Origin of the sequence: Actinomyces provencensis (assembly GCF_900155435.1) — a bacterium.
GTDB classification, from domain to species: Bacteria; Actinomycetota; Actinomycetes; order Actinomycetales; family Actinomycetaceae; genus Pauljensenia; species Pauljensenia provencensis.
This window is the reverse complement of sequence record NZ_LT700212.1, coordinates 151468-164694: the sequence shown is the minus strand read 5'-3', so window position 1 is coordinate 164694 and position 13227 is coordinate 151468. Positions and strand designations below refer to the sequence as shown.

Here is a 13227-nt window from a genome sequence, read left to right as displayed (position 1 = left end):
CAGATGGTCAGTGTGAGAACTTCCATCATCGGGAGACCTCGACCCTCACCCCCGCAACGACGCGCTCAACCACCTACCCCCTCAACTGCGAAGAGCCAGATATTCGTTCCCGCTCCGTGAGAACTGACGGCTCGATGGCCGCGCTTGACTCTAGTGTCGCGTGTCGTTAGTTCCTCAATGGTTGGGTGTTTGAGAGAATTTGGTCATGGCGAATTCTCCGGCTCCGGCGTTGGTGCTTCTCGATGGCGATCGGGATGAGTTGGCGTCGTGGACGCGTTCCACGACAATTCGTGCCGGTCTGGCGTTGAGGGCTCGGATCGTGTTGCTCGCTGCGGATGGTGTCGCGAACGCGCGGATCGCTACCGAGGTGGGAACAACGACGACCTCGGTGTGGAAGTGGCGGAACCGGTATGTCGATGCTGGGCTCGCGGGGCTGGCCGATGCGCCGCGTTCTGGCAGGCCGAAGCACGTCGATGACGAACGAATCATCACCGCGACGCTTCAGGCGCCGCCGAAGAAGTACGGGGTGACGCACTGGTCCTCGCGGCTGCTGGCGACTCATCTGAAGATCGGGAACGCGACGGTCGCGCGGGCGTGGCGGAAGTATGGCGTGCAGCCCTGGCGGTCTGAGACGTTCAAGTTCTCCACCGACCCTGAGTTGGCCGGCAAGGTCACCGATGTCGTCGGCCTGTACTTGGCGCCGCCGGAGAACGCGATCGTGTTGTGTGTGGACGAGAAGAGCCAGATCCAGGCGTTGGATCGCACCGCCCCGATGCTGCCGATGCGCATCGGTGACGCGGAGAAACGCACCCATGACTACAAGCGGCATGGCACGACGACCTTGTTCGCGGCGTTGGAGATCGCGACAGGACAGGTCACCGGTGCGGTCAAGCCCAAGCACCGCAGGCAGGAGTTCCTCGCATTCCTGCGCCAACTCGATCGGGCCTACCCAGACCAGGAACTTCACCTGGTGATGGACAACTACGCCACCCACAAGACCCCCGAGGTCAAGGCGTGGCTGGAGAAGCACCCGCGCTTCCACGTGCATTTCACCCCAACGTCAGGGTCGTGGCTGAACCTCGTCGAGGTCTGGTTCGGGATCATCGATCGCCAAGCCATCCGCCGCGGCATCTTCACCAGCGTGAAAGACCTCAACGCGAAGATCCGCCAATTCATCACCGGCTGGAACAACCGCAAACACGCCTTCGTCTGGACCAAGACCGCCGACGAGATCCTCAAGAAAGCGAACCGTCAACCAACTTCAGAAACACGACACTAGNCGCCGCGTCGACGCCAGGGCGCGACGCACACGGATCGACTGGGCGGCCGAGATCGACGAGCTCCTCACTGTCGACTACGCGGACGCCGAACGCGTCGTGCTCGTGATGGACAATCTGAACACGCACACCCTCGGCTCGCTCTACGAAGCATTCGAGCCCGTCAAAGCCCGCGCCCTCGCCGAGAGGCTGGAGATCCACTACACGCCCAAGCACGGCTCCTGGCTGAACATCGCCGAGATCGAACTCTCCCGGCTGTCCCGGCAATGCCTCGACCGCCGCATCGACGACCTCGACGTCCTGAACACCGAGCTTGCTTCCTGGCAGTCCGCGACCAACGATGATCAGCGGCAAGTCGACTGGCAGTTCACCGCGGACGACGCCCGCATCAAACTCCGTCACCTATACCCAAATACTTAGCCGCGACGATCTACTACGCTACTGCGGGTAGCGTAAATACGCCAAAAGGGAGGTTATCCCATGAATGGGCAGCTTGAAGGTCATAAGCGGTGGACGGTCCCGCTGAGTCTCGCGTTGTCATTCCTCGCCAACGACGGTGAGGAGCTCCTGACCATCGTCCCATCGTTACCGGAGACCCTGGACAGAGTGTCTGAGCGAACGGCGGGCAGAGTCCCGATTCCCGGGCTGCTGCGAGACATCGACCAGACCCACATCAACGTGGGTGTCGCCATGATGGGTGCCCTGTGTGCCGCTGCCGTGGCGGACGGCGTGCGCAGCCGGGGCAGGGGCGCGCTGTACCAGGACTTCCAGTGGGTTTTCGGGCTGCACGGCCTCAGCCACATCGGCGCCTCGCTCGTCACCAAGGGCTACACGACAGGAGTGCTGAGTTCGCCCACCGTCGTGCTCCCGCAATTCGCCTACGTGATGCGCGCCCTGGATCAGGCACAGGTTCCCCATCGAATCCATCCTGTCCGTGCGATCAGCCGGGTGGCTGGCTGGTTGGCCGTGTCCCACCTGACCGGCTACATCGTCTCCCGGGGTAGGCGGACGGCCCGATGACCGACACGGATCGCGCCTGGGCCTGGACCGCGCTGCTGCTCGGCATCCACCAGAGCGAGGAAGTGGCGCTGTCCATCGCCGCATGGCTCTCCGACGTCGGCACCACCGGGATCGGCTGGTTCGACGAGCACATCCGCACCAACCCGCTGGCCGGAACCAATCCTGCAGCTCGTGCGGGGGTCGTCGCCGGGCAGGGCGTGGCGCTGTGGGTGGTGTATCGACTGACCCGCGACAGTCGCACCCTCACCAGGTGGGTCACCAGTGCTCTGGTGCTCAGTTGGGCGGCAGCCTTCTGCATGCATCTGGGCATGTCAGCCCGCACCCGCTCGTTCATGCCGGGCACGGCGACGTCGATCATCCCCGGAATCCCCGGGGCCATCTGGGTGTTGCGCAGGATCCGTGAGTTGACGGCGTGAGACCCCGGGTACTGGTGCAACGATGCAATGTCCGGCTCGCTCCACTCCCGGCGTGAGGCAATGAGTGGGGGAGACCGGTCTGTCGCCGCCACCGCACCGATCCGACTTCGCGTCGGGTCGCTGCGTCGGCACAGCCCAGGGTTGGGCTTCCTCAGCGCCCGTTCTGGTTGGCCATCGCGTCCAGGACCGGGCGCAGCGCCATCCACCACTGCTCGAGGTGTCGGGGGCGGTGAAGGTCCTCGAGGGCGTGGCCATGGAGCTCGAGGACTGCGCTTTCCCGACGCTGTGCGGGGTGGAGATCGGCGACGGGGCCAACCACATCTTCGACGGCGACACAGATGATTATAGGGGTGCGTTGCTGCCTAGTCGAGCAGGTGACTAGTAGCGTGTCGTTCCTAATGGTTTGGTAATTGGTGGGTTGGCTTGTCCTGATCGATACTTGATTGGGAGGAGTGGACTGTCATGCCCAGACCGAAGGATCACGTCGTCGTGCTGTCCGGCGCTGACCGTATGAAGCTGACGAGGGTGATTACGCGTGGCTCGCATCCGGCTCGGACGATCATGCGGGCGAGAGTGCTGCTGGAGCTGGACGAGAGCACGGGCGTGGTGCCGCCCAGGCGGGTCGTTGCCGAGCACGCGGGCGTGTCGGAGCAGACCGTCTACGTGATCGCGAAGCGGTTCACCGAGTCTCACGGGAACGTGGATGACGTGATCGGGCGCCGGAAGCGGACCACGCCACCGGTGCCGGCGAAGGTGACCGGAGATGTTGAGGCGCGGGTGATCGCGTTGGCGTGCACGAAACCCCCGGCGGGGTTCGACCGGTGGTCGTTGCGGCTGCTGGAGAAACATGTGCTGCTCACCGATGGGCTGCCGCCGCTGGATCACTCCACGATCGGTCGGACCCTGAAAAAAGGGGGCTTCGTCCTCACTTGAAGAAGTGCTGGACGATCCCGCCGCACGCCAGCGGTGAGTTTGTCGCCCGGATGGAAGACGTCCTCGAGGTCTACCACCGCCCCTTCGATCCCGCAGTGCCGGTCGTGTGCATGGATGAGAAGCCGTATCAGCTGCTCGGCCATGCCCGTGATCCGATACTCGCGGCGCCGGGCCATGACCTCAAGGAGGACTCGGAGTATGTCCGGCACGGGACCTGCTCGATCTTCGTCTGGGCCGAACCTCTCGCCGGGCGCCGCCGCGTCGACGCCAGGGCGCGACGCACACGGATCGACTGGGCGGCCGAGATCGACGAGCTCCTCACTGTCGACTACGCGGACGCCGAACGCGTCGTGCTCGTGATGGACAATCTGAACACGCACACCCTCGGCTCGCTCTACGAAGCATTCGAGCCCGTCAAAGCCCGCGCCCTCGCCGAGAGGCTGGAGATCCACTACACGCCCAAGCACGGCTCCTGGCTGAACATCGCCGAGATCGAACTCTCCCGGCTGTCCCGGCAATGCCTCGACCGCCGCATCGACGACCTCGACGTCCTGAACACCGAGCTTGCTTCCTGGCAGTCCGCGACCAACGATGATCAGCGGCAAGTCGACTGGCAGTTCACCGCGGACGACGCCCGCATCAAACTCCGTCACCTATACCCAAATACTTAGCCGCGACGATCTACTAGGAGTTTCTACTCCTGTTCGATACCAGTGCCGAGCCTGAGGGAGCAAGAGGCTGTTTCTGCACGTCTTCGATCGTTTGGTGAAATCACGAGTGATCTCTCGGCGGGACTTCCTGCTGAAATTGCGGCTCGCCGACAGCAGTACGAGTACTACCGCGACCGTCTGCTGACCTTCNTGTCCAATTGTTCGTGATCTCGAATGGCACGCTGACGAAGTACTACTCGAACACGACGCGGAAGCGACACGTCGAATCTGACGAGGGACGCAGCGGCGCACGCCGCGTGACCTCGACCAGCTTCGAGTTCACCAGCTGGTGGACGGATGCCGCGAACCACCGCATCGCCGACCTCACCGACTTCACCCGCACCTTCTTCGCCAAGCACGCACTGCTCAGCATTCTCACGCGATTCTGCGTGCTGGATGCGGAGGACAACCTGCTGGTCATGCGGCCCTACCAGATCGCCGCGGTCGAGCGGATCCTGGGCAGGATCGAGGTGTCGACCACCTACAAGCAGCTGGGTACCACCAAGGCTGGCGGATACATCTGGCACACGACCGGATCAGGGAAGACGCTGACTTCGTTCAAGGCCGCGCAGCTGGCCACGGAGATCGACGGCGTCGACAAGGTCCTGTTCGTCGTGGACCGCAAGGACCTCGACTACCAGACGATGCGCGAGTACGACCGGTTCCAGAGGGGAGCCGCCAACTCGAACGGCTCCACCCGCGAACTGCGCCGACAACTGGGGGATCCCCGAGCACGGATCATCATCACGACCATCCAGAAGCTGTCCCGGTTCGTGGCCACGACCGAGGGACACCCGGTGTTCGACCAACACGTCGTCCTAGTCTTCGATGAGTGTCACCGATCCCAGTTCGGCGACATGCATGCACTGGTGACCAGGGCTTTCAAGCGCTACCACCTGTTCGGCTTCACGGGTACGCCGATCTTCACCGACAATGCGGGCAGTGGTGGGCCGGGCACACTGCACACCACCGAACAGGTCTTCGGGGAGCGGCTGCACACCTACACGATCGTCGACGCGATCTCCGACCACAACGTGCTGCCCTTCCGCATCGACTACTTCGACACCGTGCATGCCCGCGGGGGAGTCATCGACAAGAAGGTCAGTGCCATCGACTCCGAGGCTGCACTGCTGGACTCGCGGCGACTCCACGAAGTGGTCGGCTACATCCTGGAGCACTTCGACCAGAAGACGAAGCGTCAGACGTCCTACGAGCTCAAGGAGCAACGCGTCCGGGGATTCAACTCACTGTTCGCGACCGCCTCGATCGAGGCTGCGAAACGCTACTACCAAGTGTTCCGAGAAATGCAGGAAGGGAGGCCCTCTGACAAGCGTCTGCGCGTCGCCCTCGTCTATTCCTTTGCTCCCAACGAGGACCAGCCGGACGGGTTGCTGGCGGAGGAGGACTTCGAGACCGGGCATCTGGACCAGTCGTCGCGGGACTTCCTGGACGGTGCCATCGCGGACTACAACGCGACGTTCGCCACGAACTATGACTCCTCCGCCAACCAGTTCCAGAACTACTACAAGGACGTGTGCGCCAGGCTGCGCAATCGTGACCTGGACCTGGTCATCGTCGTCAACATGCTGCTCACGGGGTTCGACGCGACGACCCTGAACACCCTGTGGATTGACAAGAATGTCAGGGCACACGGGTTGATCCAGGCGTTCTCGCGGACGAATCGGATCCTCAACTCGGTGAAGACCTACGGCAACATCGTCTGCTTCCGGAACTTGGAGGAGGCGACCAATGACGCTCTGGCCTTGTTCGGGAACCGCGAGGCCCAGGGCGTGGCCGTGCTCAAGCCCTACGCGCACTACCGCAAGGAGTACGGGCGCGTCGTCGAGGAGATGTTGACCGGCTTCCCACTCGGTCGGGAGATCATCGGCGAGGCGGCCCAGCGGCAGTTCATCGGACTCTTCGGCGACCTGCTGCGGCTGCGCAACATCCTCACGTCCTTCGACGACTTCGCCGAGGACGATCCGCTGGGTGAGCGGCAACGCCAGGACTACACGAGCCTGTACCTGGACCTGCATGCCCACTACCGGGAGCGTGCGACGGGCGAGCGGGAACCGATCAACGACGACATCGTCTTCGAGATTGAGCTGGTCAAGCAGGTCGAGGTCAACGTCGACTACATCCTCATGCTGGTACGCCGCTACATGGAGGAGCACGGTGGCAGGGGAGCGGACGAGGGCGAACTGCGGGTCAAGATCGACCGCGCCGTGGAGTCCAGCCCGACACTGCGCAACAAGAAGGACCTGATCGACGAGTTCGTGGAGTCGCTGAGCGTCAACACCGACGTGGACGCGGAGTGGGAGCGGTTCGTCGCCCAGAAGAAGCACGCCGAACTGGTGGAGATCATCAAAGACCTGGCGCTGCGCCCGAAGCCCACCGAGAGCTTCATGGAGGGGGCCTTCCGGGACGGGGCCGTACCTGTGTCCGGTACCGCCATCACGAAGATCCTGCCGCCCACCCCGCGGTTCCGGAAGGACGGCGCACACGCCGCCACGAAGCGGCGAGTCGTCGAGCGGCTGCTGGAGTTCTTCGAGAGGTACCGGGACCTGGGGTGACCGTGGATCCTCACACGGAGAGCTTGACCCGAGCGTCTAATGCGCTCAACGCTGATAAGTGCTGGATCGTTCCCAGGCGGCTGCTCGAGAGCCTTCGTGACGCAGATGACACGGGAGCGGCCGAGCGCAGGATGTAGACGAACACTACGCGCGTCTGCGTGTCTCGCTGGTTGTATGTCCATGATCCAAAGGGCGCATCCCGAAGCGGTCTCCGAACTTGTCGCGGCTGTGCGTTGGTACGATGCGCAGGAAGCCGAGATCGGCTTCGCTCTCATCGACCGGGAGCGACAGACCCAGCGGAGCATCGCGAACTGGTCGCATGCAGGACTGTCCTTCACGGGCTCATCCGAATCCAGGGTGTAGTCGGTTTCAGCCTCAAAGGTCGGCTTTCCGCCAAGGACATTTTGTGTCATCGGTGACGCGTGAGAGTCTCCACTCGTTCTGACCATCATCTTGAGGGCGTGTCACTTGGATGCCGTGGTACGAATGCTCTTCAGGGGCTGACGCGCGACAAGTACATCCACCGACTACAGTCGCCTCCATGCCGCGGATCGGCGACACCTGCACCTTATCGCGCGCGGCCCCGCCCTCGTGAGGCTGGTACCCACCGCGAACTCCACCCGCGACGCTCCTAGGATCGGGGCGTGACCCGAGCCGAAGCACCCACCTCACCCAGAGCACCAGTCCCGGCCGTCAGCGACCGGCTCATCCACCGGCACGGCCCCACCGCCATCGAGGTTCGCGGCGCCCGGGTCAACAACCTGCGCAGCGTCGACGTCGACATCCCCCTGGGGGAGCTGGTCGGCATCACCGGCCTGTCCGGATCGGGCAAGTCCTCCCTGGCCCTGGGCACCCTCTACGCCGAAGGGTCGCGGCGCTACCTGGACGCGCTGTCCACCTACACGCGCCGCCGCATCTCCCAGGCCGCCAAGCCCGACGTCGACCGCATCACCTTCCTTCCCAGTGCCGTCGCGCTGCGCCAGCGCCCACCCAAGCCCGGCCCCCGCTCCACCGTCGGCACCCTCTCCCAGTGTCTGAACGTCCTGCGCCTCATGTTCTCCCGCCTGGGCTCGCACGTGTGCCCCAACGGACACCGCCTCCCGCCCTCGTTGATGGCCTCCGTCCAGGAGCGTCGCACCTGCCCGGAGTGCGGAGTCACCTTCGACCAACCCAGTGCCGAGTCCTTCGCCTTCACCAGTCTCGGCGCCTGCCCCACCTGCCACGGACTGGGGGAGGTCCGCCAGGTCGACGCCGACGCCCTGGTCCCCGACCCTTCACTCACCCTGGACCAGGGGGCGGTCGCACCCTGGCGGGGCCCGGTGCGCGGCGCCATGCCCCTGGTCGCCCGCGAACTCGGCGTGCGCACCGACGTCGCCTGGAGCGAGCTGAGCGCCACGGAACGCGAGACCGTCCTGCACGGCCCGGCCACGCGCCGACGCGTGATCATCGGGTTCAAGGGCGACCAGGAGATCCCCCTCAACGTCACCTTCGAAAACGCCTTCACCACCGTGGAGAAGCTCGCCAGCCGCGAGGACCAGGACGGCCAGGCGGGCCCCAGCCGCTTCGGACGCTACTTCACGCGTCTGACCTGCCCCACCTGCCACGGTTCACGTCTGGCACCCCAGGTGCTCCTCTCTCGTCTCGCCGAGCGGGACATCGCCCAGGTCGCCAGCCTTCCACTCAGCGCCCTGGGCGACTTCGCCCGACGAACCCAGGACTGGGTGCCCGCCGACATGCGCGACCTCGCGACCCGCCTGGTTGCCGAGCTGCACCAGGCACTCGACCCCTTGCTCGGGCTGGGGCTCGGCTACCTCTCACTCGAGCGCGCCGGGGACACACTGTCCACCGGCGAGCGCCAACGCATCCAGCTGGCACGCACCGTCCTGGAGCGCGCCACCGGAATGCTCTTCGTCCTCGATGAGCCCTCCATCGGTCTGCACCCCTCCAATGTCGCAGGCCTGGTCGACGTCATGGGCGACCTCGTGGAGGCTGGCAACACCGTGGTCGTCGTCGACCATGACGTCATGGTGCTGAGGGCCGCCGACCACCTCATCGAGATGGGCCCGGGTGCCGGTAGCCTCGGCGGACGCGTCATCGCCCAGGGCAACCCTCAGCAGATCGAGGGCGATCCTCACTCCCTGATCGCCCCCTACCTCGACGGCTCCGCCCCTGCGCGCGTGCGCCCCCTGCGCCCACTCACCCCACCCGCGCGCGAGGGCGACCCCGAGGCGTGGTTCGGCGTGCAGATCTCCGACCTCTTCAACCTCCACGACGTCACCGCCCGGTTCCCCACCCACGCGATGACGGCGGTCACCGGGGTGTCCGGGGCCGGGAAGACAGCCATCGTGCTGGACAGCCTGGTTCCTGCTCTCACCGCGGGCATCGCCGGGCACCGCCTTCCCACGCATGTGCGTGAGGTCCATCCCGGAGCGATCCGCCGCGTTGTCGAGGTGGATGCGACCCCCATCGGGCAGAACGCCCGATCCACGCCCGCCACCTACTCCGGGCTGTTCAACCCCATCCGAGCCCTCTTCGCCGCCACGCCTGAGGCGCTGGCGCGCGGATGGAAGACCGGGCACTTCTCCTACAACACGACGGTGGGGCGTTGCCCCACGTGCCAGGGCCTGGGCGAACTCAGCCTGGACGTCCAGTACCTGCCCGACGTGCCCGTGCGCTGCCCGGACTGCGGGGGGAGACGCTACTCGAAGGAGACCCTGGAGGTCACCTGGCAGGGACGCACCATCGCCGACGTCCTGGCCCTGGACATCGAGGAAGCGCGCGAGGTCTTCGCCGACCAGCCCCAGGTCCTGCGCATCCTCGACTCCCTGCACGAGGTCGGACTCGGCTACCTGACACTCGGGGAGCCCACCCCCGCACTCTCGGGCGGTGAGGCCCAGCGCCTGCGCCTGGCCAGTGAGCTGCGCCGCGGCCAGTCGGGCACGCTCTTCGTCTTCGACGAGCCCTCCATCGGGCTGCACCCCCGCGACGTCGCGACCCTGTTGGGGGTGCTGGACAGGTTGGTGGTCGCGGGAGCCTCGGTCCTCGTCATCGAACACGACCTGGACATGGTGGCCAACGCCGACTGGATCCTCGACGTCGGGCCGGGCGGGGGAGACCAGGGCGGCCACATCGTCGCGCAGGGCACCCCCGACCAGATCCTCCACGACCCGGCCTCGGTGACCGGGCCGTGGCTGGCCGCCCACCTGGATGGGCCCGCGGCCTGAACCTGTGGCCTGCCCGTATACGATGGCGGGATGCCTGACTCCTCCCTCGATCTCCGACAGTTCATGCCCGGCCTGGCCTGCCCGGAAGTTGCGTCCCCGACCGCCTCGGAGGCCGAGCCCCCGATCCCCGGCACGCTCCCAGCCCAGGAACCCGATGCGAGGACCCGGGCCTGGTGCGAGGCGGTCTTCACCGGTTTCAACGAATCAGACCCCTCGGATGTCGCCATCCGCCGTGTCGCCGCAGCTGCGAAGCACACCGGTTCACTGCTGACCGAGGTCAGCGCCGACACTCCCAGCCCCGATCCGGACCTCGCGCAGCGTCCGGTGGGGACCTTCGCCGTCTTCGACGGTGAGGTCAACCTGGGCGCTGGCCGGATGGTCCCGGCAGCCCAGATCACCAGCGTCACCGTGCGTCCCACCCACAAGCGTCGCGGCATCCTGCGCTCCATGATGACCCACAACCTCGCCCAGCTTGCCGAGCGCCACGTCCCCCTGGCACTCCTCACCGCCACCAACGCCGTGCTCTACGGGCGCTACGGGTTCCAGACGGTGCTGCGCGAGTCCCAGGTGTCCGTGGCTTCCGGGCCCGGGTTCGCCCTGCGCACAGGGATGACGGGCCGGGTGGAGGCCGTGACCCTCGCATGGCTCCTCCCGCGGATGCCGGAGGTCTTCGCGTTGTACCACCAGCGCATGCGTGGTTCGACCACGCGTTTCGAGGGCTACTACGAGGACCTCTACCTCGATGCGCGCTCGGAGAAGGTCGACGGCAAGTACGTGGCCGCGGTCCACATCGATGACAACGGAGAGCTGGACGGATACGTCACCTTCGAGTTCCAGGAGCCCTCGAGGCTGAAGGTGCGTGAACTCGTCGCTGCCACCCCCGGCGCTGAGCTCGCGCTGTGGGATCACCTCAATCGGGTGGAACTGGTCAAGGAGATCACGGCCGGGACACTCCCGGAGGACTCCCTGCTGCCCCTGGCCTTGCTCGACGAGCGGGCCCTGCGCACGAATGCCGTCTCCGACGCCCTCTGGGCGCGCATCCTCGACCCCGTGCAGGTCCTGGAGGAACGGGCATACTCAGTGGCTGCACGCCGGGCGCACCTGCAGGCCGAGTTCCTCGTCGAGGACGACCTCGGGCACGCTTCGGGCGCCTACCGCGTGGCGCTGTCCCCGCAGGGCCCGCAGGTCCACCGCCTCGCCGAGGCAGGTCCTGGCGCGCCCGATCCCGACTTCGCTGCATTTCCCCGGGTGTCTGTCCAGGCGCTCGCAGCCCTCGTCTTCGGTTCCGCAACGACCACGCAGCTGGCCGCAGCACAGATGATCACGGGTGCGGAGGACCCCGTTCGGGAGACCATGGACGCACTCTTCGCCCCCGTGGGTCGCGCCGGGTTCCTCTCCCACTTCTGAGCTCCTGGCACGGGTGCCATCGCCGGTGGTGCGCAATCCGGCGATGGCCCGTCGCTGCCCGGGCAAGGGGCGCCAGAGCACCCGGCTTGCCGCACCGCACGCAATCCGCGTCGCCCTCGTCGGCCACGTCGGCTCGTGCGCAGCCCGCCCCCGCCGGGCTCAGGCCCTGGCCGGCAGCCCGCGGTCCTCGGGGGAGTAACGGATCCCCTTGTACTCGGGGTGCAGGAGGTTCTGCGGGGTGAGGATCGCGTCGATCTGGGCTTCGTCCAGCAACTTGCGCTCCAGGAGGATCTGCCGCACGGACTTGCCGGTGCGCGCCGCCTCGCGGCCGACCTCGTCCCCCATGTGGTGGCCGATGAGGTCATTGAACAGGGTGACGATGCCGATGGAGTTCAGGACCATCTCCCGGCAGCGCTCCTCATTGGCGGTGATGCCGACGATGCACTTCTCACGCAGGGTCCTCAGGGCGTTGGTCAGCAGGGTCAGCGACTCGAACATGGCCTGGGCCAGGCCCGGCTCCATGACGTTGAGCTGGAGCTGGCCGGCCTCCGCCGCCATCTCCAGCGTCACGTCATTGCCCATGACGGTGAAGCAGACCTGGTTGACGACCTCGGGGATCACGGGGTTGACCTTGGCGGGCATGATCGAGGACCCGGCCTGCATCTCGGGCAGGTTGATCTCCTTCAGACCTGCGCGCGGCCCAGAGGACAGCAGTCGCAGGTCGTTGCACATCTTGGAGACCTTGATCGCCAGACGCTTCACCGCGGAGTGGGCGGCGATGTAGGCGCCGTTGTCGGAGGTCGCCTCCACCAGGTCCACCGCGGAGACCACGGGCAGGCCGGAGACCTCGGCCAGCATCTCGCATGCCGTGTGGGCGTATCCGTCGGGGGTGTTCAGTCGTGTGCCGATGGCGGTGGCACCCAGGTTCATCTCCAGCAGCAGGGCCTGGGCATTCTCCAGTCGATTGATTTCCTCCAGGATGTTGGTGGCGAAGCCGTGGAACTCCTGACCCAGACTCATCGGCACGGCGTCCTGGAGTTGGGTACGTCCCATCTTCAGAACCCCTTCGAACTGGTCGCCCTTCTCGTGCAACGCCGCGCCCAGATCCCTCACCTGCGCCGCAAGTGTCCGGATCTTGGCGTGCACCGCCAGGCGGAACCCCGTGGGATAGGCGTCATTGGTGGACTGCGACTTGTTGACGTGGTCATTGGGGTTGATCAGGTCGTAGCGTCCCTTCTCGAATCCCGCCAGCTCCAGGGCGAGGTTTGCCACGACCTCGTTGGTGTTCATGTTCACCGAGGTCCCGGCACCTCCCTGGAACACGTCGATGGGGAACTGGTCCAGGCAGCGGTCCTCCTCCAGGATCGCGTCGCAGGCCGCCACGATCGCATCGGCGATGTCCCACTGGAGGACGCCGAGTTCCTTGTTGGCCAGTGCAGCGGCCTTCTTCACCATGACCATCCCGCGCACGAACTCCGGTTCCTGGGAGATCGTGCGCCCCGAGATCTGGAAGTTCTCCATCGCGCGCACCGTGTGCACGCCGTAGTAGGCATCCACGGGCACCTCGCGTCGTCCCAGCAGGTCTTCCTCGATGCGGGTGTCCATGATGTGTGTCCTTGTCCTGGGTCACGGGTGGGTGCAGGGGTGGGCAGGTCCGTACCCTCGCG

General features: G+C 65.8%; 10 protein-coding genes and 1 pseudogene. 10 read left to right on the top strand and 1 reads right to left on the bottom strand.

Features of this window, described 5'->3' with window-relative positions:
- The first annotated feature begins 205 nt into the window (after positions 1 to 205).
- From BQ9890_RS00715 to BQ9890_RS00665, 10 genes and pseudogenes are all read left to right on the top strand, one after another.
- Positions 206 to 1279, top strand: a complete 1074-nt coding sequence (locus BQ9890_RS00715) for an IS630 family transposase (RefSeq protein ID WP_078062127.1) — start codon at positions 206 to 208, stop codon at positions 1277 to 1279.
- Positions 1215 to 1566: pseudogene (locus BQ9890_RS00710) on the top strand (transposase); the annotation flags it as partial. The gene BQ9890_RS00715 and the pseudogene BQ9890_RS00710, both read left to right, overlap by 65 nt.
- Positions 1567 to 1757: 191 nt before the next feature.
- On the top strand, positions 1758 to 2297 hold the full coding sequence (locus tag BQ9890_RS00705; protein ID WP_075888572.1) for an HXXEE domain-containing protein: 540 nt from the start codon (positions 1758 to 1760) through the stop codon (positions 2295 to 2297).
- Positions 2294 to 2713 carry an HXXEE domain-containing protein gene (locus tag BQ9890_RS00700; RefSeq protein ID WP_075888570.1) on the top strand — a complete coding sequence of 140 codons (420 nt, stop codon included), beginning with the start codon at positions 2294 to 2296 and terminating at the stop codon, positions 2711 to 2713. Before BQ9890_RS00705 ends, BQ9890_RS00700 begins: the two co-directional genes overlap by 4 nt.
- Before the next feature lie 229 nt (positions 2714 to 2942).
- Positions 2943 to 3095: a hypothetical protein gene (locus tag BQ9890_RS16750; protein ID WP_230297751.1), complete on the top strand. Its 153-nt coding sequence runs from the start codon at positions 2943 to 2945 to the stop codon at positions 3093 to 3095.
- Positions 3096 to 3175: 80 nt separating this feature from the next.
- Positions 3176 to 3646, top strand: coding sequence for a helix-turn-helix domain-containing protein (locus tag BQ9890_RS16060; protein ID WP_075888566.1), 471 nt, complete (start codon positions 3176 to 3178; stop codon positions 3644 to 3646).
- Positions 3535 to 4317: an IS630 family transposase gene (locus BQ9890_RS15060; RefSeq protein WP_230297750.1), complete on the top strand. Its 783-nt coding sequence runs from the start codon at positions 3535 to 3537 to the stop codon at positions 4315 to 4317. The genes BQ9890_RS16060 and BQ9890_RS15060 overlap by 112 nt, the downstream gene beginning before the upstream one ends.
- A 203-nt stretch (positions 4318 to 4520) precedes the next feature.
- Positions 4521 to 6929 (top strand): type I restriction endonuclease subunit R, encoded by a 2409-nt coding sequence (locus BQ9890_RS00680; protein ID WP_230297749.1) that lies wholly within the window; start codon positions 4521 to 4523, stop codon positions 6927 to 6929.
- A 644-nt stretch (positions 6930 to 7573) separates the two neighbouring features.
- A complete protein-coding gene (locus BQ9890_RS16555) occupies positions 7574 to 10153 on the top strand; it encodes an excinuclease ABC subunit UvrA (RefSeq protein ID WP_268258635.1) in 2580 nt (859 codons plus the stop codon).
- A gap of 30 nt (positions 10154 to 10183) precedes the next feature.
- Positions 10184 to 11560: a GNAT family N-acetyltransferase gene (locus BQ9890_RS00665; protein WP_075888558.1), complete on the top strand. Its 1377-nt coding sequence runs from the start codon at positions 10184 to 10186 to the stop codon at positions 11558 to 11560.
- A 159-nt stretch (positions 11561 to 11719) separates the two neighbouring features.
- Here BQ9890_RS00665 and aspA read toward each other — a convergent pair whose 3' ends face one another.
- Positions 11720 to 13165: an aspartate ammonia-lyase gene (gene aspA / locus BQ9890_RS00660; RefSeq protein WP_075888556.1), complete on the bottom strand. Its 1446-nt coding sequence runs from the start codon at positions 13163 to 13165 to the stop codon at positions 11720 to 11722.
- Positions 13166 to 13227: the final 62 nt, after the last annotated feature.

Coding starts and splice junctions, on each gene's coding strand:
- BQ9890_RS16060 (WP_075888566.1), top strand. CDS start 3,176: ATGCCCAGACCGAAGGATCACGTCGTCGTGCTGTCCGGCGCTGACCGT.
- aspA (WP_075888556.1), bottom strand. CDS start 13,165: ATGGACACCCGCATCGAGGAAGACCTGCTGGGACGACGCGAGGTGCCC.
- BQ9890_RS00700 (WP_075888570.1), top strand. CDS start 2,294: ATGACCGACACGGATCGCGCCTGGGCCTGGACCGCGCTGCTGCTCGGC.
- BQ9890_RS00665 (WP_075888558.1), top strand. CDS start 10,184: ATGCCTGACTCCTCCCTCGATCTCCGACAGTTCATGCCCGGCCTGGCC.
- BQ9890_RS00715 (WP_078062127.1), top strand. CDS start 206: ATGGCGAATTCTCCGGCTCCGGCGTTGGTGCTTCTCGATGGCGATCGG.
- BQ9890_RS00705 (WP_075888572.1), top strand. CDS start 1,758: ATGAATGGGCAGCTTGAAGGTCATAAGCGGTGGACGGTCCCGCTGAGT.